The following is a 25357-nucleotide window of genomic DNA, read 5'->3' as shown; positions in this document are numbered from 1 at the left end:
CTCACAATAGATCGTGGACTTCGTCGATCGAGGTTTCTGCGGTGGGTCGATCAAAAACGATCTCACCGCGTGCCATCGCCACGATCCGGTCGCAGGATTGGAAAACGTGTTGCATGTTGTGCGAGATAAAGATTCCGGTAAGACCCTGTGCTTTCAGGCCACGAACAAACCCGATGACCTTGTTCGTTTCCTTGACGGAAAGGTGATTGGTCGGCTCGTCGAGGATCAGCACCTTCGATTTGAAGTGCATTGCTCGCGCGATCGCCACGCCCTGCCGCTGGCCGCCCGAAAGCTCTCCCACCAGTGCATCCGGCGAGCGCAAGTGCAGATCGACGTCGGCGATTGCCTGGACGCTTTCGTCCCGCATGCGCTTCTGGTCCATGATGCCGAAGTTGCCAATGCGCCACTTCATCGGCTCGCGACCAATAAAGAGGTTGCGCGCGATCGACATCGTCGGGACCATCGAATTGTACTGATAAATCGTCTCCAGCCCATGGTGCATGGCATCCTTTGGCGAGCGGAAATTCACCTCTCTACCCTCGATCAGGATTTGCCCTTCGTCCTGATGATGCACGCCCGAGAGGATCTTGATGAGGGTCGACTTGCCCGCGCCGTTGTCTCCCACCAGGCCGACGGATTCGCCGGGATTGATGGTCAGCGACACGTTTTTCAAGGCGTGCACGCCGCTGTACCACTTTTGTAAATTGCGGCATTCGATGATTGGCATTGTCATTTACGCGCCTCCACCTTGATCTTGCGGGACATCTTGCCCATCCAGGCATTGGCGATGACGGCAAACATAGTAAGCATGCCGATTGCAAATTTGAACCAGTTGGCATCGACGCGCGAGAGAACGAGGCCGTTATCGATCGTGCGGATCAGGAGTGTGCCGATGATCGCGCCGAACACAGTACCGATGCCGCCTGCCAATGCCGTGCCGCCGATCACGGCAGCGGCCACAGCCTGCAGCTCCAACCCCTCGCCGATCGACGGCAGCGGAGAACCGAGACGCAGTACCTGCAGCAGGCCGGCAAAACCTGCCAGCATCGAGCAGAGTATAAAGCAGACAATTTTCACCCGCCGCACGGGAATGCCCATCGATGCGGCAGCTTCATTGAAGCCGCCCACAGCGCGGATCCAGTTGCCGAAGTTCGTCAGAGACAGAAAAGCCGCAGCGATGATGGCAATCAATGCAAACCACAGGAAGGACATGCGCAGGATTGAGCCGTCCCAGATATAGTCCGTGAATAGCCAAGTCGGTAGATCATCTGGAAGAAGTGGCGGGAAGCCACCGGAAATGACAATTGTGAGAGACCGAGCAATGAACAGCATTCCGAGGGTGGTGATGAAACTCGGGATCGAGAACTGCAGGGTAATATAGCCGTTGATGAAACCGATGAACGCACAGATCATCAATCCAATCAGCAATGCAAGACTAAATGGAATTCCATCATTCAGCATTACCGCCATCGACATCGGCATCAAGGCGAAGACGGAGCCGACAGATAAATCGAATTCACCGCAGATCATCAGGATAGTCACGCCAATGGCAACGAGCGCCATTTCCGGGAGCAGTCCCATAATTCCGCGTATGTTCTCGAAGGAGAGCAGAACACCGCTCGATTTCAGCTGGAAGACAATGATCAAAATAGCAAGCAAAGCCGCGCCTGCCAGTTCTGGTTTGTCGAGGTAGATTTTTAGAAACCGTTTCATAAGCCCACGCTTGAGTTTTGGCGCCACGTTATAGAAACGTAGCGCCACTCGGGTTATAGGTGTTGGATCAACGCAATCCTTGTTTGGACATTTGCATGATCGTCGGAACGTCCTTAGATGTGACGATGCCCTGTCCCGTATCGATGTCCGATGGCGTCAGGCCGGCTTTTTTCCACAGATAGGTCTCCATGACCGGCATGAACCCTTGCATATAAGGCTGCTGATCGACCTGTACCTGAACATAGCCGGCCGTCATCTGCTGCAGTACCTCAGGGACCAGATCAAAGCCGCCGAGGAGCACTTTACCCGGCTTGATACCTCTGTCCTTTAGCACCTTGGCAACGCCTGCCCCCCAGAAGCCGGTGTCGAAATAAGCCGTCGTGTTCGGGTTGGCGTTGAGATAAGCACCGATACGATCGGCGGTCAGCGCCAGGTCGGTTGCTGCGTCGATCCGCGTGATGTTGACCTCACGTTCCTTGTGCTCGGCCTTATATTCCTCGAGAAATTTCGTGACACCGGCAGCGCGCTGCTCCGACCATGTCTGGCCGGGTGCGTTGACGCCGACGAGCAGGTTGAGCGGTCCATCCTTCGGGAAATTCAGCGACTGCGCCTTGGCAAGGGAGTAGCCGGCCGCGACGAAGCCTTGGCCGATGAAAGCCTTACGAGCGTTCCCCTTTGCGCCCTGGCTATCGTCGACATTAACGGCAAGGACGAGGATGCCTGCATCGGTTGCCTCCTTGATCGCGGCGTCATAGGCTTTGTCATCGACGATTGCTACAAAGATTGCATCGGGTTTGGTGGCGATCGCCGCCTGTAGGTTTGCGACGGCCTGCTCGACCGAACCTTCAGTCTGGGTGAGAACGAGCTGGCAATTGGCCTCAACGCGGGTGCAGGCGTCATCAAAGCCCTTCTTTACCGACTGCCAAAAGGTGTTGGAGGCGGATGAGTGGCTGATAAATGTAATGTTCAGTCCTGCGGCAGACGCGCCGGACGCCATTAACGACAGTCCGAGCGCTGTACTGACGATCAATTTCTTAAGCATTGCTTTCCTCCCTGTGTTGCAATGAATTGGGCTGTGATTACTCCGCGTCGTCGAACAACTCCGCGCGCGCACGGGCTATTTCGGGCAAGGATGTCAATATCTCCCGCAGATGCAGGCGGATCGCTTCCTCGGCGGCAGTTTTGTCGCCGACTGCAATGCCATCCACTATTCTTTCGTGCTGTTCGATCAACCGGCCCATATGCAGATCATCGACCGAGAGAAAGCGCACACGATCCATCTGCGCCTTGACGCTTTCGATCACACTCCAGGCATAGACTTTGCCGGCCGCGGCAGCGAGGGTATGATGGAAGAGCTCGTCGAGTCTTAGAAACCCAGCGCGATCGTCGAACGGCACCTTCCTCTGTTCCGCGAGCTGACGGCGCAACTCCGCGACTGTCTCCGCCGCAGGGTCTTCGGCAACCAGGCGTACGATATCGGCTTCGATAGCCTCACGCACGAAGCGCACGTCCATGACAGAGGCGACCGAAATCTTGGTGACGAAGGTGCCACGTTGCGGAAGCACCTGCACCAGCCCCTCCTCCGAAAGTTTGATGAAGGCTTCCCGCACGGGCTGTCGGCTGACCGCCAGGGACTTGGCAGCATCGGATTCCGACAGTCGTTCCCCGGGAAGGAGCTCGGCCTGGATGATCCGCTCCCGCAGGATGCGATAGACCTGGGGGCCAACAGATTCACTTATCGCGACAAGCTTGGCGGATCGGGTGTTTTGCATTTGAGGGGCGTCCTCCCGGTGTCGATCTCAGTGTTTGCTATGCTCTACCCTACTACCATACAAGTCAAGAACTTTTGCTCGCTTTACGTTTCAAGCCGTGCTATGCGACGAGAAACATTGTACTTTTTATCGAGATCTTCAGCCAACTCGACGCCATGCCCCGGCCCCGGCGGGACGGTAATCATGCCGTTGGTGACCGTCGGCAGTTGCGTCGTGAGATCGGCATACCAGGTGCGGTAATAGGCGCGCACACTCTCCTGCACGAGCGCGTTTGGTGCATTGAGCGATAGATGTGTCGATGCCGATAGGACGACCGGCCCGGTGCAATCGTGTGGCGCGACCGGCAAGTGCCAGGCTTCGGCCATGGTGGCGATCTTCTTCGCCTCGGAAATACCGCCGCACCAAGAAAGGTCGAGCATAACGACGCCGGCGCTGTCGGTTTCAAGCAGATCGCGGAAAGCCCAGCGGGTGGCTAGCGTCTCGGAAGCACACAGCGGCGCGGAACTCGCCGCCGCATAACGTTTCAAACTGGATAGCGAATCCATCTTGATCGGGTCTTCATGCCAGAAGGTACCGTAGGGTTCGAGTGCGCGCGCAATCTTGATCGCCGGCGTAAGCTGCCACATCGAGTGGAACTCGACCATGATGTCCATCTTGTCGCCGACACGCTTGCGGATCTTTTCGAACGGTTGGAGCGCCTTTCGCAGATCAGGCCCGGAAATATATTGCCCGCCACTTGCTTCTGCGGCGATGTCGAAAGGCCAGATCTTCATCGCCGAAATACCCTCGGAAAGTAGATCTTCGGCCAGATCGTCAGCGCGCTCGAGGAAGCCGTTCAGGTCGTCATAGTCGCGACGAGGGCCGCCTATTCCATAATTTCCCGTCTGCTGACCGCTCGCCTCACGCATGTACGTGTTGCCTGCACAGGTATTGTAGGTGCGGATTTCGCGGCGCGAAAAGCCGCCTAGCAATTGCGCGATCGGCAGGCTGGTCGCCTTCCCAAACAAGTCCCAAAGACCGATATCGACGGCCGAATTGCCACGCATTTCGGCACCCGTGGAGCGGAATCCGAGGTAACCAGTTAGGTCCTTTGAGATCCTGTCGATCTCAAGTGAATCCCGCCCGAGTAATTTCGGCGCAACGACCTCGTGAATATAAGCCTCGACGGTTTCGGCCATGAAGAAGGTTTCGCCAAGTCCGACGAGACCCTCGTCGGTATGGATGCGTACCCAAAGGATATTCGGGAACTCCTTGACGCGAACGGTTTCTAATGCTGTGATCTTCATCAATATACTCCGGCTGCCAATAAGGCTTTCACGGTGAGGTCAAAATGCTCGACCATCGCAGCCTCGCCTTTGGCCGGATCGCCGTTGGCGATTGCCTGAGCGATGGCAAAGTGACCGTCGATGCTCTCTTGGCGCGTTTCGTTGCTACCGCGGCTCGCCCAGCCGATCGGCCATGTGTGGCGTGTCACCACATGGAAGGAGCCGACGATCAGTGAGAACATCGGATTCTTTGAAGCGACTCCAATCGCTTCATGAAAAGCGATGTCATGCTCCATGACCTTCTGCGGATCATTGAAATCGCGCTGCATCGCTTCCGCCAACGCGTAGATTTCCGCGGCCTCGCGATCCGTGCGGCGCAATGCGGCGAGCGCCACCGTCCGCCGCTCGATGGTTCGCCTTACGTCGAAAATTTGCTGGATCGTGGCCTGATTTGTGTGAACCGCATGGTCGGTGATCATCGCCAGCACGTCGGCTTTTGGCGCCGCCACCCGCGCGCGCCGCCCGTTGCCGATGTCGATCAACGTCAGCGCGGCAAGCGAGCGATAGGCTTCGCGCACGATCGTTCGCGATGCGCCAGTCAGCTCTGCAAAGGCACCCTCACTCGGCAATTCATCGCCAACCTGCAGTCCATTGTCACGGATATGGACCTTTACGGCTTCCATCACGTCACCGAGCAATCCTTCAGCAACGCCGTGCCGCCCCACATCTTTCTTCGCACCCGGCAATGTCTCTATCAAGCTTTACCTCTACCTATCATATAGGTTTAATATAAGCTTGATTTAGATTTTATGTTGCCTATTGTCAATCCGAAGTTTCGAGAACAATTAGGAGGACAGATGCAGGCCGCTATTTTCTTCGAAGCGCAGGATATTGTCGGGGAAAGCATTATCTGGTCGCGTGACGAGCACGCGCTCTATTGGGTCGACATTGGCGGCAAGCGTATTCACCGCCTGGAAGTGAAAACAGCGCGGCACGACATGTGGTCGACGCCGGATTTTCCGACCTCGATCGGCATGCGCAGAAACGGCGGCTTTATCATCGGCTTAGCGCGCGAGGTCTGCTTCTGGCAACCAGACGAGAAATTCGAAGTGTTTGCCGTGCCTGAACCAGACAGGCCCAACAATCGCCTGAACGAGGGTCGCGTTGCACCCGATGGCTCGTTCTGGGTTTCTACGATGCAGAACAATCTCAACGTGGACGGCACACCGAAAGATATGACCTCCAACACTGGGGCAATCTATCGCATCGATCCTTCAGGTGCCATCAAGCAGCTTACGCCGAACGAATACGGCATCACTAACACCATGGGCTGGACGCGCGACGACCGCTTTCTCTTCGCAGACACTCTGGCGAACGAAATTTATTCCTTCGCCTACGATCCAGGAACAAGTGTCATTTCCAACCGCCGCACCATCGTTGGCGGCTTTGAACGAGGACTACCGGATGGCTCCTGCCTTGATGCCGATGATTATCTTTGGAATTGCCGCGTGGTCGGTGGGGCAGCTGTTGCGCGATTCAGCACCGACGGAATGTTGAGCCGTCTCGTCGAGTTGCCGGTTTCCTGGCCAACAAGCTGCACGTTTGGTGGTGCGGACCTTTCCACTCTCTACGTTACCTCGGCCCGCTTTACGATGACGGACGCGCACCTGCGTGCTCACCCGCTCGAGGGTAGCCTCCTGGCGATCAAGACTGAGTTTCGCGGCGTCGACGAGCCAAAATTTGGATATTGACATACTGGTATGGTAGAATGTTAATGCCATATCAGATGGAGGAGCGTGCGAAAATGGAATTCGACGGCAAGAGCATCATCATTACCGGCGGCAGCCTGGGTATGGGACGTGCTTGCGCAGAGCGTTTTGCAAACGCCGGTGCCAAAGTGCTGATTGTCTCCAACGATGCACAATCGACCGATCTCGCTGCGAAAGAGATCGGCGGCAAGACGAGCAGTTTTGTCGGCGATGTCCGCAATGCAGCAGACATGCGAAATGCCGTCGAACTGGCTGCAACAAGGCATGGAGGCGTTGACATCCTCGTCTGCAGCGCCGGTGTCCAGCGCTATGGCACGGTGGTCGATACCCCCGAGGATATCTGGGACGATGTGCTCGACGTTAACTTGAAAGGCGTCTACCTCGCATCAAAATATGCCATCCCCGAAATGAAGAAGCGCGGTGGCGGCGCGATCATCGCCATTTCCTCCATTCAATCCTACGCCTCGCAGACCAACGTTGCCGCTTACACTGCAAGCAAGGGCGGCATCAACGCACTGGTTCGCGCCATGGCACTCGACCATGCGGCGGACAACATCACCGTCAATGCAGTTTGCCCTGCCTCTATCGATACGCCGATGCTGCGATGGGCGGCGGATCTCTTCAAGGGCGACATGACCCAGGAAGAGATGATCGCCCAATGGGGTAAAGGTCACCCGATCGGCCGTGTCGGCCGGCAGGAAGAGGTGGCGGATCTGGTCGCCTTTCTCGCCAGTGACAAGGCCCGCTTCATTACCGGCGCCGACATGAAGATAGATGGCGGCACTATGGCCAAGCTGGGTATCGTTTTACCCGAGTGAACGACGGCATTTTCCAACGGAGACTGGCATGAAGCGTCCCAAAATCACCGACATCCGTGCAACAACTGTGACAGTGCCGCTCGAAGCGCCGTTGCGGCACTCCAATGGCGCACACTGGGGTCGCTTCGTGCGCACGATCATCGAGGTCGAAACGGATGTAGGTATTATCGGTCTCGGCGAAATGGGTGGAGGTGGCGAGAGTGCTGAGGCCGCGTTCCGCGCTCTCAAGACTTATCTTGTCGGACATGATCCCTTCGAGCTCGAGCAGCTGCGCTTCAAAATCTGCAACCCCACCGCCAGCCTCTACAACAATCGCACGCAGATGCACGCCGCTATTGAATTTGCCTGCATCGACATTATCGGCAAGTTTCTCGGTGTGCCCGCCTATGACGTGCTGGGAGGCAAGATGCGTGACGAAGTGGGCTTCGCCAGTTATCTCTTCTTTCGCCTGCCCAACAAAGAGACTGGCAAAGGCGAAATCCGCACAGCCGACCACTTGATCGAGCAAGCGCTGGAACTCAAGCGCAGCCACGGCTTTACGGCGCACAAACTTAAGAGCGGCGTCTTTCCGCCGGATTACGAGCTTGAGGTCTATCGAGCGCTGGCAAAAGCCGTCGGCACCGATTCCGTTCGCTATGACCCCAACGCCGCCTTCAGCGTCGAAGAGGCGATCCGCTTTGCCAAGGGGATCGAGGACCTCAACAACGATTATTATGAAGACCCGACCTGGGGCCTCAATGGCATGCGACGCGTGCGGGAAAACACCCATATGCCGCTTGCCACCAACACCATCGTCATCAATTTTGAGCAGCTTGCGACCAACGTCTTGAACCCGGCCGTCGACGTGATCCTGCTTGACACTACCTTCTGGGGTGGGATACGCCCTTGCATCAAGGCGGCGGGCGTCTGCGAGACTTTCCAGTTGGGGATCGCGGTCCACTCTTCCGGCGAACTTGGCATTCAGCTTGCCACGATGCTGCATCTTGGAGCTGTCCTGCCAAACCTCGTCTATACCGCCGATGCACACTATCATCAGCTGACCGACGACATCATCGTCGGTGGTCCGATGAAATATGCGAATGGTGCGATCACCGTGCCCACCGGCCCTGGTCTAGGGGTGGAGATCGACCGCGAGAAACTGGGCAAATATTCCGATCTTTATAAATCGCTAGGCGGCTATCTGTACGATCGCGATCCGGCGCGCCCCGGCTGGTTCTCTACCGTGCCAAATACGCGCTGGGCGGATCCGGCGGACGATCGGATCGTGGACTATTGAATTCGTGCGACACGAAGAAAAACTTCCGTAGTTGGAGTTTTCTAGGCTTACTCACTTTGTGTGGTGATCGGCGTTGGTGTGCGGATCGTTAATGGCGGTGTCGTAGGTGATCGGCAACCGCAATAACCGATCTCCAGCAACGATGCCATTCAAACACAATGCCTCCCGTCGCCATCGTATTGGCAAGATGAAGTTCAAGGTCACGAACTGGGCAGAGTACGAGGCTGGTCTTCGCCGACGTGGCGGCCTGATGCTTTGGATGACGCCGGAGGCGCTGTCGTCCTGGCAGGCGCCGAAGCGGACAACGCGCGGTGGACAGCCGCGTTATTCCGATCTGGCGATTGAAACTGCCCTGAGGCTGGGACTGGTGTTCGGCCTCCGGCTGCGCCAGACGGAGGGCTTTTTGAGGTCAGTGTTGACCCTGATGGGACTGGATCTCGCCGTCCCCGATCATACGACCCTGAGCCGTCGGGCAAGCAAACGGCGATTGCCGGACGGGCGGCGAAAGCACCAAGCCCCGGGAAAGGGACATGTCCACGTCCTCATCGACAGCACAGGGTTGGAAATCTACGGCGCGGCCAGTGGCTGGAGGAGAAGCACGGTGCCAAATCACGTCGGAACTGGCGCAAACTACACCTGGCACTCGATGCCGACAGCGGCGATATCATCGCGCACGTCATGACGGACCAGGATGCCGGCGACGCTTCGCAGGTGGAGCCGCTACTTGACCAGATCGACATGCCGATCGGACAGTTCACGGCCGACGGCGCCTATGACGGCGGTTCAACTTATGACGCCGTGGCCTGGCATAGTGCCGGTGCTACGGTGGTCATTCCGCCACGCGCGAACGCGGTGAAACGGCCAGACGCCGATCCCTCGAGCCAACGAGACCGCCACATCGCGGCGATCAACACCGATGGCCGGATGGGCTGGCAGGTCGCGACCGGCTACGGGAAACGATCACTGGTCGAGACCGCAATCTGTCGCTACAAATCGATCATCGGATACAGGTTACGGTCACGCACATTCGGAGCGCAGCAGACGGAAGTCGCCATAGGCTGTGCCGTCCTCAATCGAATGCTGGCATGCGCACGCCCGAAATCCGTCCGCTGCAAAACCGCCACCGCGTAGCCAGAGCATCAAAGACAGAAATCCGTTCTTTCAGCGACCAATGCACCAACCCCAAGAGACAGACGTGTGGATGAACGCTCTCAGAAGAAGTGGAGGATCTCGCCCACCCGTTCACAGACCGTGCGCCCACCATCATGACCCGTGACCCCGGCGCGGTCGAACTTCTGCCTACTGCGGCTATCAAAATAGTCTCGCCGACCAGATCCTGTGTCATCGCATTATTTATGTCTTCGTTCGACGAGCAGGATGTGGTCTGCGGCGAGTACGACTTCATTGCGCTGGTTCAGCACTTCGCAGCGTTCGACGACGCGGCCCATATCGGGCCGCCTCGGATCGTCTTCCTTGGACGAAATCGTCACGCGCGTACGGATCGTATCGCCGATATGGACGGGCCGGACGAAGCGCAGGCGGTCGTAGCCGTAGGAGAACGCGACCGGATTGATCAGCGTCGCTGTCAGTCCGACACCGATCGAGAACACCATTGTGCCATGGGCGATGCGCTGGCCGCCCGGAAGCGTCTTGGCGAATTCGGCATCCATGTGATGCGGAAAGAAATCGCCGGTGTGCCCAGCATGAACGACAAAGTCCGTCTCGGTAATCGTCCGGCCGGTCGTCAATCGAACAGCGTTCAGTTTGTAATCTTCGTAGTGTATGATGTGTTCGGACACGGGATCACTCTTCCGGCAGCGAACTTAGCGGTGTCGCCGGGTTCGCACTCGATTGATAAGCGGCTTCGACGAGCGCCATCGTCTGCCATCCGTCTTCGACGGATGCGATGAGCACGTCGTCTTCGCCGGAGGCAAAGCGCTGGAGGTTTGCCATGCGGTTGGCGAAGGCATCCGGAAACCAGGCCCCCTCGAGCGGCACGGAGACCCAATCACCGGCGCCATCGGCCCGGATCCACAGCTCATCGGGTTCGCCGCGCGGGTAGTCGAGATTGACGCCAAGCTTCAGATAGGCAGCCCCCTTCGTCCCACAGATACGGAATTCACAGGCCTGGAACCGTCGGCCGAAATCGTGGTCGTGGTTGATCGAAAGCGCGCAACGGATGGTGTCGCCAAAATCAAGGATCGCTGCTGTACGCGTCTGCGCTACCTCGTGGTTTGGATGACCGATCGTCTTGGCATGGACGCCGTGCGGATTGCCGAGCAGGTCCCTGACGAGATCGAGATAATGGATTGAGTGCATAGCGATCTCGATGCGCGGCAGCCCCTTCAGAAACGGCCAGAGGCTCCACGGCGTTGCCAGTGCCAGCCAGGCGTCGAAATCGACGACCTCGCCGAGATGCCCTTTGGCGATCGCGTCCTTCAGCGCCAGTATCATCGGCGCGAAGCGCAGCTGGAAATTGACTGCCGCCCTTATATTACGTGACCGGCAAAGCGACAGGATCTCCGTCGCCTCACGCAGATTGCTGCCCATCGGCTTTTGCAGCAGCGCAAATGAGCCTTTCGGAAGTTTCGACAGGATTGCGGCATGGGCAGCGGGCGGGGTCGCCAGATCGAAGATCGCGCCTTCGGTCTTGAGCGCCTGCTCTTCCGAGGTAAAGGCCACAGTGCCCCATTGCTGTGCAAGCGCACTCGCTTTGGCCGCATTGGGGTCGAAGATGCCGGCAACGGGAAAGTCAGCCTGTCTGTAGGCCGGAAGATGCGCGTCGCCGACGATGCTTCCAGCACCGAAGATGACAATCGGGCGCGGCTTGGCCGAGCGTGGCCATGACTGCTGTAGACGGCTCGGATCGAAGGCCTCAGTCATGATGGAAGACCTCTTCCATCATCGCCCACCATTCGCCCGGCTTGCGGGTTTCGAGCGGTTGCTGCTGGGGCATGCAGAGAGCCCACCATTCCTTGTTTTTCGGATGGGAAGCCATCTTTGCCATGTCCGCGTCGAAGTCATCACCGGTATATTCCCAATAGCCGAACAGTAGACTTTCCGGCTCCTTCAGGAAGATCGAATAGTTGGTGATGTTGCATTCGGAGATCAGCGCCAGGATCTCGGGCCAGACGGCGGCGTGAAGCGCCTTGTATTCCGCGACCTTGGCTGGCTCCAGGCCGATCACCATTCCCATCCGCTGCATGGTTAGCTCCTGCTCAGCCGTGAATTTCCCGGGTGAATTCGCTGATCGAGCGCGCCTTCACCGCTTCCCAGTCCCAGGCGATGCCGATGCCGGGCTCTGATGGGGCCACCGCCTTGCCATCGACGATTTCCATGCTCTTGGTGGTGAGATCGTCAAGCTGCGGGATGTATTCGACATATTTGCCGTTCGGCACGGCGCAGGTGAGGCTGACATGCAGCTCCATCAGGAAATGCGGGCAGACGGGAATGTCGAATGCCTCGGCCGCATGCGCCACCTTCAGCCAGGGCGTGATGCCGCCGATGCGGGCGACATCCGCCTGCACGATCGAGCAGGCGCCCTTCTGCATGTATTCGCGGAAATGCCGGATCGAATACATGGATTCGCCGACCGCGATCGGCGTCGGCGTCGATCGGGTCAACCGGATATGGCCATCGAGATCGTCGGCCGGCAGCGGCTCCTCGATCCAGGCGAGGTCCAGCTCCTTGAGGCGTGCTGCCCGGCGGATTGCTTCGTCGACGGTAAAACCCTGATTGCAGTCGGTCATGATCTCAAAGCCGGAGCCGAGTGCCAGACGCATCGCGGCCAGCCGGTCGTAATCCTCGGAGCCATGCGGCCTGCCGATCTTCACCTTCGAGCCGGAAAAGCCCTTGGCCTTCGCCTGCAGGGCGTCTTCGACCAGGGCTTCCTTCTCGATATGCAGCCAGCCGCCTTCTGTCGTGTAGAGCGGGCACCGATCCTTCGCGCCACCGGCAAGCTTCCAGAGCGGCAGCTTCTGCCTCTTCGCCCGCAGATCCCAAAGTGCCGTGTCGATGGCCGCAAGCGCCAGCGCCGTGATGGGACCGATCGTCGTAGCATGCGTGGCGAATTCCAGTCTGTGCCAGATCGCCTCGATGCAATTGGCATCCTCGCCGATCACCAGCGGCACCAGATGGTCAGACAGCAGCCGCATGACGGACGAGCCGCCGGTGCCGATCGTATAGCTGTAACCGATACCGACTGCCCCATCGCTGTCGGTGATGGTGACGATCGGCGTCTCCTGGCTGACGAAACTCTGGATCGCGTCCGTCCGCTTCACCTTCGGCGGCAGGTCGACCATGCGCAATTCAATTTTCTCGATACGTGCCATTGGTCGGTTCCTCAGATTGCCAGGCTCTTGCCGGTTTCGGTGGAGAAGAGATGCGCCTGGCTGAGATCGAAGCTCATCGTCAGGTGCTCGCCACTCTTCAGCGCGCGCGGATTGAGCATACGCGTCACCCATTCGCGCCCTGCGAATTCGACGAAGACCAGCGTTTCGTTGCCGAGCGGTTCGGTGATGGCGACCGGCAAGGTCAGTTCGTAAACAGCCGATTCCGCGCCCGAATGCAGGCCGTGGCCGGTTGGAAAAATATCGTCGGGCCTGAGACCGAAGGCGACCTTTTCTCCTTCCCTGACCTTACCGGCAAACTGGTTCGGCAGCGGCAGACGATCACCGTTCTTGAAGATGAGTTCGCCTGCCTTCAGTGTCGCCTCTTCGATATTCATCGGTGGCGAGCCGATGAAGCCGGCAACGAAGCGGGTGGCGGGTCGCTTGAACACCTCTTCCGGCGTGCCGACCTGTTCGATGTGGCCGTCGCGCATGATGACGATGCGATCCGCCAGCGTCATGGCCTCGACCTGATCGTGCGTGACGTAAACCACCGTCGACTGCACTTTGGCATGCAGTTTCTTGATCTCGGTGCGCATCTGCGTGCGCAGCTTGGCATCGAGGTTCGACAGCGGCTCATCGAAGAGGAAAACCTCCGGCTGGCGCACGATGGCGCGGCCCATGGCAACGCGCTGGCGCTGGCCGCCGGAAAGCTGCGCCGGACGACGATCCATGAGCGCTTCGAGGCTGAGGATGGCAGCCGCTTCGTTGACCCGCTTATCGATCTCCGCCTGCGGCTGCTTGGCGATCTTCAGCGAGAAGCCCATGTTCTCGCGCACGGTCATATGCGGATAGAGCGCATAAGACTGGAACACCATCGAAATGTTGCGATCGCGCGGCGGCAGATCGTTGACAACGGTATCGCCGATCTCGATCGTGCCGCCCGATACCTCCTCCAGACCGGCAATCATGCGCAGCGTCGTCGACTTGCCGCAGCCGGACGGACCGACGAGCGCGATGAACTCCTTGTCCGCGATGTCGAGATCGATCCCGTGGACGATTTCCAACGCGCCGTAGCGCTTGACGAGTTTTTTGAGGGAAACCTGAGCCATGGAGATCAACCTTTGACCGCACCGAATGTCAGACCCGACACCAGATGCTTCTGAATGATGAAAGTGAGAGCGAGCGCCGGAATGATCATGACAACAGCCAATGCACACATGCCGCGCCAGTCGATGGTGAATTCCGCCGTGTAGTCGAGAAGACCGACCGGCAGCGTCTTGGAATCGACGGAACGCGTCAGCTGCGAGGCGAGAGCATATTCATTCCAGCAGGTAAGGAAGGCGAAGATGCCGGCCGATGCGATGCCCGGGCCGGCAAGCGGAAATTCCACCTGCCAGAAAGCCTGCCAGCGCGTGCAGCCGTCGATCTGCGCGGCTTCGGCAAGATCCTTCGGCACCTGCCGGAAGAAGCCGTCGATCAGCCAAATCGTGAACGGCACATTCAGCGCGACATAGGTGAGGATCAGGCCGAAATGCGTATCGATGATGCCGAGCCGCGCATAGACCATGAAGAGCGGCAGCGATAGCGCCACACCGGGCACGGAGCGCGTCAGCATCAGCCCGAGGAACACGGCCGACTTGCCTGCAAAACGAAAGCGGGCGAAGGCGTAGCCGCCGGACATGCCGATGACGAGCGCAATCGCGGTCGAGGTGATGGAGATAATCAGCGAATTGCGGAAATAATCCCAGACGGGAATACCGCCCTGCCCCACGCCGCTGAACATGGCGCGATAGGCTTCCAGCGACAGCTCCTGCGGGATCCAGACCGGCGGCTTCGCCATGATTTCCACGGTCGGGCGCAGCGAGCTGATGACGATCCACAAACCGGGCAGGCAGATGATAAGCATCGCGAGGAAGAGGCCGATGAGATAGGCAACCTTCCAGAGGCGGCGCTGCAGGCGTTGTTGAGCGTTGCGATCCATGATTACCACTCCGCTCCGATCTGGGTGCGGGCAAGCGCCAGCTTACGGAAGAAATAGACGGTGAAGACGATAGAAAGAATGATCGAGACATAGGCCATGGCATTGGCAAGCCCCATCTGCGCATCGGCATAAGCGGTGCGCCCGACCAGCGTCCAGATCAGCTCCGTGCGCCGCGCCGGCCCTCCATCGGTCATGATCTTGACGATGTCATAGGCGCGGGCGACGTCGAGCGAACGGATCGTCATGGCGATGAAGGCAAAAGGCATCAGGAACGGCCAGGTCACATAGCGGAAAGTCTGCCAGCTGGTGCAGCCATCCACCTTGGCGGCCTCGACAGGCTCCTGCGGCATGGCGAGCAGGCCGGCTAGGATCAGGATCGCGAAGACCGACGTCGACGACCAGACCTCGGCAATGACGATGGACAACAGTGCCAGATTGCCATCGATCAGCCAGGGAATGGCCGTCTCGGTAATGCCCAGGGATTGCAGAGCATTGTTGATGATGCCGACATTGTCGTTGAACATGAATTTGAACTGGAAGCCGACGAGAACGGGCGAAAACATCATCGGGAACATCATCAGCGTGCGCAGCACGCGCTTGCCGTAGGTCGCCTTGTTGACCAGCAAAGCCAATCCGAGACCAAGCAGCATTTCCAGATTGAGCGCGATCGTCAAAAGCACCACGGTGCGCACGAAGGCGGCGAGGAACACCGGATCCGAAAGGATGCGCATGTAGTTGCGAAGACCGATGAAGGTGAAGAGTGTGGCCGGCCGCGTCAGGCGGAACGGCGTGAAGCTGGAATAGAAGGATAGAAGCAACGGAAACAGAACCACGGCCACAAGGACGATGATCGCCGGAAGAAGAAGCAGGACCGGTGGAGATATTCTTTTGAGCATGGTTTGCACCTGTCGGCATTCCTCGGCAGCGTGGCCCGGACTGTGTGGAATGGATTGCTTGGGACGAGACCGGCGCGAAACCGGCAACGCAGATGGCGCCTGACGGTGCCGATCGAAAGCGATTCTCGAAGTCAGATTGCGGAAGCCCCGCGCTCTGAGAGCGCGGGACTTCGGTTGCATCGCTTAGAGCGCGCCTGCGTCCTTCAGGACGTCGGTTGCCTTATGGGCAGCGGCATCGAGCGCCTGCTTAGAGCTTTTGTCGCCGAGAATGGCGGCCTGAAGCTCGGGATAGACGACGTTGGAAATCTCGATCCATTGCGGCGTGCGCGGAACCGGGAAGGCGTATTTCATCGATTCCTGGAAGGTGCTCAGCACCTCCTTCTTGTAAGGGTCGGAGGCGGCCTGCTGGATATCCCAATCCCATACGGCCTTGCGGGTCGGCAGGGTGCCGTTGGCCGCTTCGAGCTTCTGCGAATCGTCGTTTGTCAGGAACCAGACGAGTGAAGCGGCAGCATCCTTGTGGGCGCAGGCTTCGGTGACGGAGAAACCATGATGGCCGGACCAGCCGGTATGCTTGCCGGACGAGCCGGCAGGCTGCACCACGATGCCGACATTGCCGGCAATCTTCGAAGACTTAGGATCGTTGAAGTAGGTCGCCCAGCCTGGCCAGTCGAGATCGAGCGCGATGGAACCGGACGCGAAGCCGGCGCCGAGGTCGTCCCATAGATAGTTGGTCGTTCCGGCCGGAACGGCCTTCGCCTTGTACATGTTGACGAACCAGCCGAGCGCACGCACGCCGGCTTCGGAGTTGAAGGCCGGCTTGCCATCCTTGTCGAGATATTCACCGCCTTCCGCGATCAGCATTTCATAGAAGCGGCCATTGATCGCCTCTTCCTTGCCGGGGAATTGCGTGCCGAAGAAATTCGGCGGGTTGGAGAAGAAGATCGCCTGATCAGAGACTTCCTTCCAGGTCTTTGGCGGGGCGAGATCATAGCCGTACTTGGCCTTGAACGCCGTCTTCTTGGCCTCGTCGTTATAGAAGCTCTTCTGGTAGTACAGCGCTGAAACGTCGAACTGCGCACGCGGCAGCATGATCAAGCGGCCGTCGATGGTCGAGGCCTGAATGGTGGAATCGACGAACTGGGTGATTTCTTCCTTGGGCAGAAGCTTCGAAAGATCGGTGTAAAGGTCGGGATACTGCGGCGCGAAGGACGAATGGTTCGAGCCGACGCACCAGGAGATGCTGCCCGAGGCCATGTCCGACTTGATTTCCTTGTCGAGCTCAAAGTGGTTCTTCTTCGAGAGAATGTTGACCTTGGCGCCCGTCTCCTTCTCCCATTCGGCGATGCGGGCGTAAAGCGGCTCGTATTGCTGACCGCCGATGAGCTTGGCGTCGACCGTCACGCCCGGAAATTTGCCCGGCAGATCGGCCGCAGTGGCCACCGATGCAAATAATGAAATCCCAGACGCGAGACTGGCTATCAATCTTCTCATATTCCTCTCCTCCACAACGGCGACTTTGTTTGGCGCGCCGGTTCTCCTCACATATGAGTTTTATGTTTATATACAAACGACAAGAAAGGCGTCGCGTCAAGGGGAACTTTCTCTTCCCGAATGCTTCGTCTGCGTATATGCAGCTATCATTCACAGGAGAACGCACATGGAGATGGATGACGCAGACCGCTACCGCGCCCCAGCGCTCGACAAGGGTCTCGACATTTTGGAACTACTCGCCAGCGTCGAGGGCGGCCTGACACAGGCAGAAATATCTAAGCGGCTCGAACGCAGCCCGAACGAGTTCTACCGCATGCTCGACCGATTGGTGCGCCGCGGTTATGTGACGAAGCTCGAAGGCGATCGCTTCGCCCTGACGCTCAAACTCTTCGGCCTTTCGCAACTGCATGCGCCAACCCGGCGCCTGGCGTCCTTCGCGACATCTTTGATGCGCGATCTGGCGCAGAAGACCCGGCAGGCGAACCATCTCGCGGTTTTCGATCGGGGTTATGCCGTGGTCATCGCTCAGCAGGAAGCCCCGGATTACTGGGGGATTTCGATCCGCGTCGGCTCGCACGTGAACCTGTTTGACACCGGTTCCGGCCACGTCCTGCTCGCCTTCCGGAGTGCCGAAGAGCGCGAACTGATGATCGCGGAGCATGTAGGCGGCAAGGACGATCCGCGCCTTACGCCGGAATTCTACGAAAGGCTCGATCATATTCGCGAGCGGGGCTACGAAATGATGGCGAGTGTCCAGACCGCTGGCGTCTACAACCTCTCGGCACCGATCCTGGGACCGGACGGGCGCGGTATTGCGGCCTTGACCTGCCCCTACATCGCCTTGGTCAATGCACCGAACGCACCGGATATCACACGCACGATCACTCATCTGCAGAAGACCGCACAACAACTGTCGCTACTCGTCGGATCTGATGTCAACGTCAGGCACTAGGGGTCTTCTTATTTGAATAATCTCTGCATAAGCGCAGGGGCAGGACGCGTTGCTTATCGACATCCACCTGCATCTGATCATCAAAGCGAAACTGAACGATCCGTCGATTTCAGGCGTTCAGCGCTCAATCATGTTTTTTTGCCGCAAAGCTCTCCCCAAATAGCCTATTCAGATCGGCAACGATCGTCGTTGCGCTCTGCTTTTTCTTCAGACCCTCGTTCAATCTGTCGGAGGCCAGCTGCTGAAAAGCCATGTAGCCATCGTGCCGGGGCCGAACCCAGGCGCTCTCAAGTGTGGCGCGGGTAGCGCGATAGAAGTTGGCCGTCGCTGCGTTGGCGAGATCGTCTTCCCACGCCGCAGAATGCCCCGCCTGACCGCCTGCGCTGGTGTAGAGGCTGCGCTGAATATCTGCGCTGGAGATCCAATAAGCAAAGTCGATCGCCCGCTGCAAATGGTTTGAGAAAGCTGAAACCGCGATGCCCGTGCCGCCGAGTGCCGAACCGGCCGGACCAATATCTCCAGTGGCGGGAATGTCGGAGAACTTGATCAGGCTATCTCGAAAGCCCTCGATCGAATAATTGATGTAGCCGTAGATCAAAGGCGCGCATACGACCCGGCTGCTGGCAATCGCCATGCGCTCCAAGACTGCGATCGGATCCATCTCGAAGCATTCGGGATCGATCAGATCAGTGATCTCGCGCATCATCTCGATTGTCTCCGCACCGGCGACAAGATCTATCAATTGGCCAGCTTCGGTCCGGCACGGATGCCCGCGGTTCGCCGACAGTGTATAGAAGGACATCAGGGTATGCGGCGGACGAAGCGGCAGAAGCACCTGCCCCTTTCGAGCAAGCTCAAGGACATCCTGCCAGCTTGCCGCGCCACGCACGATCCTGTCTGGACGGTAGGCCTGCACTTGCGTCGCAGCGTCAATCGGGAAGGCCCATTGGCGTCCATCCCAGAAGTAACTCTGGTAGGATGCACCAAGGCTGCCCTTCCTCAAAGCTTCGCGTTCGGCCTCGCGGCCGGGCACATCAAGTGGAGTAAGGCACTTTTCATTGGTGATCTGGCCGACATGCGGATGGTCTATGACGATGAGATCATAGGCGCGGGCCAGTTCCTCGACCGGATAGCTCTCGAAATCCTGCAGCGAACGCCTCTCCCAATGGATATTGGTCCCGGTCTGCTCCTCGAACAGCCGCGAGCAGGCAACCATTGGATCGTAGCCGCGCGGGTGGTTCCAGGTCATTCCTTTCAGCGCGATCTTGCTCATAGCCCGAACTCCTCGCGGATCGCGGCGCTATGTTCGCCGATACGCGGGGCGGCGCGATGAAAGACCGATCGGACGCCATCGACGCGAATTGGCGAGCGGGTTGTCAGAATTGAGACGTTGTCCTCACGAGTCACCATTTGCAGCATGTCAAGCGACTTGAAGCCATCACTCTCCATCAGCTCGTTCCAGTCCAGCACCTTGGCGCACCAAATATCGGCGGGCTCCAGGATCGCCAGCCACTCGTCGATCATCTTCGTGGCGATACGCCTGGCTATTAGTTCCTTGATTACATCGCGCTGCTGGAACCAACTCGACGGCGCGTCGCAATATGGGGCGAGTTCCGGCATGTTAAGGAGATCGGCAAGTTTCCGGATCGGCGTCATGGCGATCGCCAGATAACCGTCCGCAGCGGCGTAGACACCGTAGGGAGCAGCAAGATAGGCATGCGCGCTTCTGAAATTCGACCGCTTCGGCAGCCGATTGCCGTCATTCAGATAGGTGGTCAGCACCTCGAACTGGAAATCGACAAGCGCCTCGAGGAGGCTGGTCTCGACCAAAGCCCCCCTGCCGGTGATCCCGCGGCGGACAAGGGCGGCGAGAATGCCCTGGCAGGCCGCCGCGCCGGCAAGCATATCGCCAATTGCCAGACCGAACGGAACCGGGCCCTGGCCTTCATCGCCATTCAGCCACATGACACCCGAGCGCGATTGCGCAAGCAGATCCTGGCCTGGACGTTTCACCCAGGGGCCCTCATCGCCATAGCCACTAATCGACGCATAGACGAGGCGCGGATTGATCTCCTTCACCGCATCGTAATGCAGCCCAAGGCGCTCGATGACACCGGGACGGAAGTTCTGGATCAGCACATCGGCCTTCGAAAGAAGCGCGCGCAGCACCTTCAGATCGGCCTCATTCTTGAGGTCGATCGCCAGGCTTTCCTTGCCGCGGTTGATGGCGTGGAAAATCGTCGAGTCGCCGCCAATTTCCGTATCGCTGAGATAGAGCCGACGCGAGAGATCGCCGCCGTCAGGCCGCTCAATCTTGATGACCCGCGCACCGAGATCCATCAGGCGCAGCGAACAATAGGGGCCGGAGAGGAACTGGCTCATGTCGACGACGACAAGGCCGCTTAAGGGAAGATCGCTGGACTGCGTCATCGCATTTTACTTTTCTGTCTGGCCGGCAAAATCGGCCGGATTCCTATATTTGACGGTTTGCAGGTGCTCGCAGTAGAGCACCAGCTCTCCGTCGCCCTTGAAGACCTCATAGCTCGCCCTGATCAAACCGAGTTCTTTATAGCGGGGGCGTTTATCGAGATTGGTTCGGATGGCGTAGATCGTGTCACCGATGAAGACCGGTTTAATGAAGCGCAACTTGTCGTAGCCGTAAGAAAAGGCATTGACACAGTTGGTGGCGACAAGGCCGAGCCCGGCGGAGAAGACGAAGGCGCCGGCGACAAGGCGCCGCCCGAAGGCGCCCTCCTTCTGTGCAAACATCTGATCCTGCACATAGGGATGAATGTCAGTCACTAGCACATTGAAAAGATGCCTATCGCTCTCGCCGATCGTGCGGCGCAGGGAGCGGATTTTTTGCCCCTTCGGCCAGTCTTCATAGAACCAGTTTTCCGCATTCCATACCGGCAGATCGGCATGCGCCTGCGGCATGTCGGCCGGATGCGTAGACGAAATTCCGACTGTCGGCTCCTGGCTCACGATCATGCCTCCTCCCGACCATGAATGTTCTTATGTGAATATCATTTTCACATATGAGTTATTTTTGCAAGCCCGGTGAGTTGATGCCAAGTCAGATAGGTTTGAGCCAATAACCGAGTATCGACGTCTTTTCGGAATAGGGACTTGATGAACAAGGGGCTCAGGACGCCGAGAGCCTGATCAAGCCGATGCCCGCCTATCAGATGAACCCGGACCGGATGGGACCGATCGTCCGAAACATTGCCGACGGAAGAAGACGTGCCGCTTGAGGCGGCCGAGCAGTGGCTCGAGCTTGGGCAGCCTTACGAAGCAGCGCTTTCTCTGTTGCAGGTCAGAAGCGAAAAGCAGCATTCGTCGCTCCGCCGGGCGATCGACATTCTGCATGAGATCGGTGCGCAACCGGCGATCGCGGTCGCGATGGAACTATCGCGCGAGGCCGGTATCGTCCATTTGCCGCCGAAGAGGCGACGGGGCCATACGCAGCCGCCCGGAAACATCCGCTCGGACTAACCCCGAACGAACAAAAGGTGCTTGGACTTCTGTTGGAGGGAATGAGCAACAAGGAATTGCCCGTCGCCTTTCACGTTCAGTCCGCACAATTGAACATCAGGTTTCATCGGTCCTTGGAAAATTCAACGCGGCAAGCCGGTTGGAAGTGCTTTTGCGCGCACATGGCGAGCCGTGCTGCTCAACGCATCTACCGAACCAAACACCGTTGCCAAATATGCCATCAGGGCAGCTCGATCCGCATCGATTTCTTCAGCGCGAAACCAATATACGTAGTTTCGCGGCGCAGCGAGGCCCGTGTCAGTTCGGCGGGTATCCTTCGCTACGCCAATCTCATGCAACCTGGTTAATGAAGCGCGTTACTTCAATGTCCCTCCAACCTCGCTCTGAATAGGGATTTCAATGAGGTTTTATTTCGGTGTAACATCAAAGCCGAACCACTTCTGAGAGAGCTTAGCGATCGTGCCGTCCGCCTTGGCTGCGGCGATCGCATCGTTGAACATGGCTTTCAGCTCCACGTCGTTCTTGCGCAAACCGACAGAACTGCCCCGGCCGAGCATGCCCCCCTGGAAACGCGGGCCGGCGACGATCATGTCCTCGTTGCCCGGCTTTGCCGCTGCTGTCGAAAGATAGGCCATGGATGCCATGATGAGATCGACGCGGCCGGCCTTCAGATCGAGATCGTGCTGTTCGGTTGTCTTGTATTCGCGGATATCGGCGATGCCCTCCAGGTATTTATCGAGGAAGGTCGCAGCGATCGATGCGGTCTGCACGCCGATCGTCTTGCCCTTGAGCAAGGGTTCAAGCTCTTTCACCCCCTTGGCGGCGCCGGCTTCGTCCGTTGCGAGCGAAAAGACTTCGCCTTTCAAAGGCAGGTTAGCAAGCGGGGAGTCTTTCAATGTCGCAAAAGTCTGCCCGGTCGTGCCGTAGGACTCGCTGAAGGCAATGACTTCCTCGCGCTTGGCAGTCGCCGACATGCCGGAAATGATCGCATCGAACTTGCCGGCATTCAGCGCCGGGATCATGCCGTCGAAAGGCTGGATCACGGTCGTGCATTCGACCTTCATGTGCGCACAGAAATATTTGATCAGCTCGATTTCATAGCCGTCGAGGCTGCCATCGGCCTTGGTAAAGTTCCATGGACGAAACGCGCCTTCGGTCGCGATCGTCACATGTGTCCATTTCTTCTCCTCAGCACGTACAGCCGTCGAAACGGCCAAGGTGGCGATCATCATGAACGCCGTCAGAATTGCAGTCAGATATTTCATGCTAAAGTTCCCCTTCTTGATTGAGCGTGATGCGTTATTGGCTGATGAACTGGCGGAAGCGCTCCGATTGCGAGTTCGAAAAGACGTCCTGGGGCTTGCCGTCTTCCTCGACGACGCCCCTGTGCAGGAAGATGACGCGGCTGGAGACGTCGCGCGCAAAACCCATCTCATGCGTGACGACCAGCATCGTGCGCCCCTCCTCGGCAAGCGAGCGCATGACGCGCAGCACTTCGCCGACAAGTTCGGGGTCGAGCGCGGACGTCGGCTCGTCGAACAGCATCACCTTCGGATGCATGGCGAGAGCGCGCGCAATGGCGGCACGCTGCTGCTGGCCTCCGGAAAGGTGGGCGGGATAGAAATTGCGCTTTTCGGCAATGCCGACTCTGGCGAGCAGCGCCTCCGCCTCCTCTATGCATTCGGCACGGGATCGGCGTTGAACGTGGATCGGCGCCTCGATCAGGTTTTCGAGAACCGTCTTGTGAGACCAGAGATTGAAGCTCTGGAACACCATTCCGAGCTGCGAACGGATCCGGTCGACCTGCTTTCCATCCGCGGCACGGTGCGCGCCGCGGGCATTGCGCTGCATGCGGATCGTTTCGCCGGCAACGGTCACCTCACCGGAATCCGGGGTTTCCAGCAAATTGATGCAACGCAGGAAGGTCGATTTTCCGGAGCCCGAGGAGCCGAGAATGGAGACGACATCGCCTTCGGCCGCATCGAGGGAGATGCCCTTGAGAACCTCGACAGGCCCGAAGCTCTTGTGCATATCACGCACGCTGAGTGCAATGGGCGTGGCCGTCATTGTTGTTCTCCTGCGGAGGTCGCCGTTGCGCCACTCTCTTGGGTGACGGCAAGAGGAGCGCGCAAATGCGGGCTCAGCCCGTATTCGGCAAATTGAATGAGACGCGTCAGCACGAAATTTATGGCGAGATAGATCGCCCCGGAGACCACGAAGACCTCAATTGCCCTATAGGTCTCCGAGATGATCTTGGCGGCAACGCCCGTTACCTCCATCAGCGTGATGATCGAGGCAAGCGACGTCGCCTTGACCATCGATATCATTTCGTTGCCATAGCCGGGCAAGGCCTGTCGGATCGCCAGTGGCAATATGATCCGGCGAAACATCAGAAAGCGATGCATGCCGCAAGCGCGAGCAGCCTCGATCTGACCGTACGGTACCGCGAGCAGGCCGCCGCGAATGATTTCGCTGGCATAGGCCGCGGTATTCAAGGTCAGCGCCAGAACCGCGCACCAGTAGGGATCGCGCAGGAGCGGCCAGAAAATGCTGTGCCGTATGGCCGGAAACTGACCGAGGCCGTAATAGATGAGAAATATCTGCACCAAAAGCGGTGTGCCGCGGAAGATAAAGACATAGAGCCGCGCGAACCAATCCAGCACGGCGATACCGGAGAGACGGGTAAGCGCCAGCAGCAGCGCCAGGATGGCGCCGAGGCAGATCGACGTCACGGCAAGCTCGATCGTCAGCGGGATTGCAGCGATCAGGCTCAGGAATGTTTCTGCGAGAAACTGCCAATCCATCAACGCCTCCTCACGCCGCGCGACAGGCGCCGCTCGGCCTGCTGGATGATGAGGCTCGAAAAGGTCGAGATCATCAGATAGATCGCGCCGGCAATCAGGTAGAAATCGAATGGAAGCCCGGTGGATCCAGCTCCGACCTGGGCCTGACGCAGGAGTTCGGCGACGCCGGTGATCGACACCAGTGCCGACTCCTTCAACACGACCTGCCAGACGTTGCCAAGACCGGGAAGCGCATGGCGCAGGGTCAATGGCGCAATGATCCGCCGCAGGCGAAGCCAGCGCGGCATACCGCAAGCAATGGCAGCCTCTATCTCGCCTGGGTGTACCGCCTTGAACCCACCCCGCAACACCTCAGTAAACTGGGCACCGGATGTGACGCCCACCGCCAGCGAACCGGCAAGAAAGCCCGGAAAGCCGAGGAACCCCTCTGCGCCGAAAAGCTTGCCGATCGCTGTGACCGCGGCACTGCCACCGAAATAGAAGAGATAGATGACCAGCAGATCGGGAATGCCACGCAGCACCGTCGTATAAGCATCGGCCGTGGCGCGAGCGAAACCATTGCCGGCGATCTTGGCCCATGCCCCGAGCGTTCCGATACAGGCGCCGACGGCATAACCGGCGATGGCAACCAGAATGGTCATCCACGCTCCGGCCAGAAGGGCATGCCCCCAGCCTTCTGGGCCGAAGCCAGCAAGCTCAAATAAACCCGGCTGGTTCATGATCCTGCCCTTGGATAGCAGATTTTTGCAGCAAGTGACATTGTCTAGCCTCGACTAAGGTGACGCGGACAA

Annotated in this window: 26 protein-coding genes and 1 pseudogene; 6 read left to right on the top strand and 21 right to left on the bottom strand. The window is 58.5% G+C overall.

The window, feature by feature from the left end:
* Position 1 precedes the first annotated feature (1 nt).
* The 6 genes from ACYJRZ_RS27545 to ACYJRZ_RS27520 all read right to left on the bottom strand — a co-directional run bounded on the left by ACYJRZ_RS27545 (position 2) and on the right by ACYJRZ_RS27520 (position 5433).
* Positions 2 to 733: an ATP-binding cassette domain-containing protein gene (locus tag ACYJRZ_RS27545; protein ID WP_459464045.1), complete on the bottom strand. Its 732-nt coding sequence runs from the start codon at positions 731 to 733 to the stop codon at positions 2 to 4.
* Positions 730 to 1713 (bottom strand): ABC transporter permease, encoded by a 984-nt coding sequence (locus tag ACYJRZ_RS27540; RefSeq protein ID WP_459464043.1) that lies wholly within the window; start codon positions 1711 to 1713, stop codon positions 730 to 732. Before ACYJRZ_RS27540 ends, ACYJRZ_RS27545 begins: the two co-directional genes overlap by 4 nt.
* 67 nt (positions 1714 to 1780) lie before the next feature.
* The gene (locus ACYJRZ_RS27535; RefSeq protein ID WP_459464041.1) at positions 1781 to 2755 is read right to left on the bottom strand and encodes a substrate-binding domain-containing protein; all 975 of its coding nucleotides are present in this window, start codon (positions 2753 to 2755) and stop codon (positions 1781 to 1783) included.
* A gap of 37 nt (positions 2756 to 2792) precedes the next feature.
* Positions 2793 to 3485 carry a GntR family transcriptional regulator gene (locus ACYJRZ_RS27530; RefSeq protein WP_459464039.1) on the bottom strand — a complete coding sequence of 231 codons (693 nt, stop codon included), beginning with the start codon at positions 3483 to 3485 and terminating at the stop codon, positions 2793 to 2795.
* Between the two features lie 83 nt (positions 3486 to 3568).
* A complete protein-coding gene (locus ACYJRZ_RS27525) occupies positions 3569 to 4771 on the bottom strand; it encodes a mandelate racemase/muconate lactonizing enzyme family protein (RefSeq protein ID WP_459464037.1) in 1203 nt (400 codons plus the stop codon).
* Positions 4771 to 5433: a FadR/GntR family transcriptional regulator gene (locus tag ACYJRZ_RS27520; RefSeq protein WP_120296601.1), complete on the bottom strand. Its 663-nt coding sequence runs from the start codon at positions 5431 to 5433 to the stop codon at positions 4771 to 4773. Before ACYJRZ_RS27520 ends, ACYJRZ_RS27525 begins: the two co-directional genes overlap by 1 nt.
* Positions 5434 to 5607: 174 nt before the next feature.
* Here ACYJRZ_RS27520 and ACYJRZ_RS27515 point away from each other — a divergent pair, with 174 nt between their 5' ends.
* The 4 genes and pseudogenes from ACYJRZ_RS27515 to ACYJRZ_RS27500 all read left to right on the top strand — a co-directional run bounded on the left by ACYJRZ_RS27515 (position 5608) and on the right by ACYJRZ_RS27500 (position 9744).
* On the top strand, positions 5608 to 6501 hold the full coding sequence (locus ACYJRZ_RS27515; protein WP_459464035.1) for an SMP-30/gluconolactonase/LRE family protein: 894 nt from the start codon (positions 5608 to 5610) through the stop codon (positions 6499 to 6501).
* A 53-nt stretch (positions 6502 to 6554) separates the two neighbouring features.
* Entirely contained in the window at positions 6555 to 7337 is a 783-nt protein-coding gene (locus tag ACYJRZ_RS27510; RefSeq protein ID WP_459464033.1) for an SDR family NAD(P)-dependent oxidoreductase, read from the top strand.
* A 28-nt stretch (positions 7338 to 7365) separates the two neighbouring features.
* Positions 7366 to 8613: an enolase C-terminal domain-like protein gene (locus ACYJRZ_RS27505; RefSeq protein WP_459464031.1), complete on the top strand. Its 1248-nt coding sequence runs from the start codon at positions 7366 to 7368 to the stop codon at positions 8611 to 8613.
* 142 nt (positions 8614 to 8755) lie between these two features.
* Positions 8756 to 9744, top strand: a pseudogene (locus tag ACYJRZ_RS27500) (IS5 family transposase).
* Between the two features lie 218 nt (positions 9745 to 9962).
* Here the strand turns inward: ACYJRZ_RS27500 and ACYJRZ_RS27495 are convergent.
* The 8 genes from ACYJRZ_RS27495 to ACYJRZ_RS27460 all read right to left on the bottom strand — a co-directional run bounded on the left by ACYJRZ_RS27495 (position 9963) and on the right by ACYJRZ_RS27460 (position 17315).
* Positions 9963 to 10412 carry a MaoC/PaaZ C-terminal domain-containing protein gene (locus ACYJRZ_RS27495; protein ID WP_459464029.1) on the bottom strand — a complete coding sequence of 150 codons (450 nt, stop codon included), beginning with the start codon at positions 10410 to 10412 and terminating at the stop codon, positions 9963 to 9965.
* A 4-nt stretch (positions 10413 to 10416) separates the two neighbouring features.
* Positions 10417 to 11496, bottom strand: coding sequence for a Gfo/Idh/MocA family protein (locus ACYJRZ_RS27490; protein ID WP_459464027.1), 1080 nt, complete (start codon positions 11494 to 11496; stop codon positions 10417 to 10419).
* Positions 11489 to 11818, bottom strand: coding sequence for an L-rhamnose mutarotase (locus tag ACYJRZ_RS27485; RefSeq protein ID WP_459464025.1), 330 nt, complete (start codon positions 11816 to 11818; stop codon positions 11489 to 11491). The genes ACYJRZ_RS27490 and ACYJRZ_RS27485 overlap by 8 nt, the downstream gene beginning before the upstream one ends.
* 13 nt (positions 11819 to 11831) lie before the next feature.
* The gene (locus ACYJRZ_RS27480) at positions 11832 to 12944 is read right to left on the bottom strand and encodes a mandelate racemase/muconate lactonizing enzyme family protein (RefSeq protein ID WP_459464023.1); all 1113 of its coding nucleotides are present in this window, start codon (positions 12942 to 12944) and stop codon (positions 11832 to 11834) included.
* 11 nt (positions 12945 to 12955) lie between these two features.
* Positions 12956 to 14053: an ABC transporter ATP-binding protein gene (locus ACYJRZ_RS27475; protein ID WP_459464021.1), complete on the bottom strand. Its 1098-nt coding sequence runs from the start codon at positions 14051 to 14053 to the stop codon at positions 12956 to 12958.
* Positions 14054 to 14058: 5 nt separating this feature from the next.
* Positions 14059 to 14925, bottom strand: coding sequence for a carbohydrate ABC transporter permease (locus tag ACYJRZ_RS27470; RefSeq protein ID WP_459464019.1), 867 nt, complete (start codon positions 14923 to 14925; stop codon positions 14059 to 14061).
* 2 nt (positions 14926 to 14927) lie between these two features.
* Positions 14928 to 15821, bottom strand: coding sequence for a carbohydrate ABC transporter permease (locus tag ACYJRZ_RS27465; RefSeq protein ID WP_459464017.1), 894 nt, complete (start codon positions 15819 to 15821; stop codon positions 14928 to 14930).
* A 183-nt stretch (positions 15822 to 16004) separates the two neighbouring features.
* Positions 16005 to 17315, bottom strand: coding sequence for a type 2 periplasmic-binding domain-containing protein (locus ACYJRZ_RS27460; protein WP_459464016.1), 1311 nt, complete (start codon positions 17313 to 17315; stop codon positions 16005 to 16007).
* Positions 17316 to 17481: 166 nt separating this feature from the next.
* Here ACYJRZ_RS27460 and ACYJRZ_RS27455 point away from each other — a divergent pair, with 166 nt between their 5' ends.
* Complete coding sequence (locus ACYJRZ_RS27455; protein ID WP_459464014.1) at positions 17482 to 18267, top strand: IclR family transcriptional regulator; 786 nt, start codon at positions 17482 to 17484, stop codon at positions 18265 to 18267.
* Positions 18268 to 18391: 124 nt separating this feature from the next.
* Here ACYJRZ_RS27455 and ACYJRZ_RS27450 read toward each other — a convergent pair whose 3' ends face one another.
* Genes ACYJRZ_RS27450 through ACYJRZ_RS27440 form a run of 3 tightly spaced genes read right to left on the bottom strand, consistent with a single transcriptional unit; the run spans position 18392 to position 21258 of the window.
* A complete protein-coding gene (locus ACYJRZ_RS27450; RefSeq protein ID WP_459464012.1) occupies positions 18392 to 19540 on the bottom strand; it encodes an extracellular solute-binding protein in 1149 nt (382 codons plus the stop codon).
* The gene (locus ACYJRZ_RS27445; RefSeq protein ID WP_459464010.1) at positions 19537 to 20697 is read right to left on the bottom strand and encodes a CaiB/BaiF CoA transferase family protein; all 1161 of its coding nucleotides are present in this window, start codon (positions 20695 to 20697) and stop codon (positions 19537 to 19539) included. The genes ACYJRZ_RS27450 and ACYJRZ_RS27445 overlap by 4 nt, the downstream gene beginning before the upstream one ends.
* Before the next feature lie 6 nt (positions 20698 to 20703).
* The gene (locus ACYJRZ_RS27440) at positions 20704 to 21258 is read right to left on the bottom strand and encodes a MaoC family dehydratase (protein WP_459464008.1); all 555 of its coding nucleotides are present in this window, start codon (positions 21256 to 21258) and stop codon (positions 20704 to 20706) included.
* 252 nt (positions 21259 to 21510) lie between these two features.
* Between ACYJRZ_RS27440 and ACYJRZ_RS27435 the strand changes: the two genes are divergently transcribed.
* Positions 21511 to 21762 (top strand): hypothetical protein, encoded by a 252-nt coding sequence (locus tag ACYJRZ_RS27435; protein ID WP_459464006.1) that lies wholly within the window; start codon positions 21511 to 21513, stop codon positions 21760 to 21762.
* A gap of 407 nt (positions 21763 to 22169) precedes the next feature.
* Here ACYJRZ_RS27435 and ACYJRZ_RS27430 read toward each other — a convergent pair whose 3' ends face one another.
* From ACYJRZ_RS27430 to ACYJRZ_RS27415, 4 genes are read right to left on the bottom strand one after another with little or no spacing between them, the layout of a single operon-like run.
* Positions 22170 to 23027 carry a transporter substrate-binding domain-containing protein gene (locus ACYJRZ_RS27430; protein ID WP_459464004.1) on the bottom strand — a complete coding sequence of 286 codons (858 nt, stop codon included), beginning with the start codon at positions 23025 to 23027 and terminating at the stop codon, positions 22170 to 22172.
* 34 nt (positions 23028 to 23061) lie between these two features.
* Positions 23062 to 23829: an ABC transporter ATP-binding protein gene (locus tag ACYJRZ_RS27425; protein WP_459464002.1), complete on the bottom strand. Its 768-nt coding sequence runs from the start codon at positions 23827 to 23829 to the stop codon at positions 23062 to 23064.
* Complete coding sequence (locus ACYJRZ_RS27420; protein ID WP_459464000.1) at positions 23826 to 24566, bottom strand: ABC transporter permease; 741 nt, start codon at positions 24564 to 24566, stop codon at positions 23826 to 23828. Before ACYJRZ_RS27420 ends, ACYJRZ_RS27425 begins: the two co-directional genes overlap by 4 nt.
* Complete coding sequence (locus ACYJRZ_RS27415; protein ID WP_459463998.1) at positions 24566 to 25285, bottom strand: ABC transporter permease; 720 nt, start codon at positions 25283 to 25285, stop codon at positions 24566 to 24568. Before ACYJRZ_RS27415 ends, ACYJRZ_RS27420 begins: the two co-directional genes overlap by 1 nt.
* Between the last annotated feature and the right edge of the window lie 72 nt (positions 25286 to 25357).

The sequence above is a fragment of the Rhizobium sp. No.120 genome, from assembly GCF_054558365.1.
The sequence above is the reverse complement of the archived record's forward strand: the minus strand, read 5'-3'. Positions and strand labels throughout refer to the sequence as shown.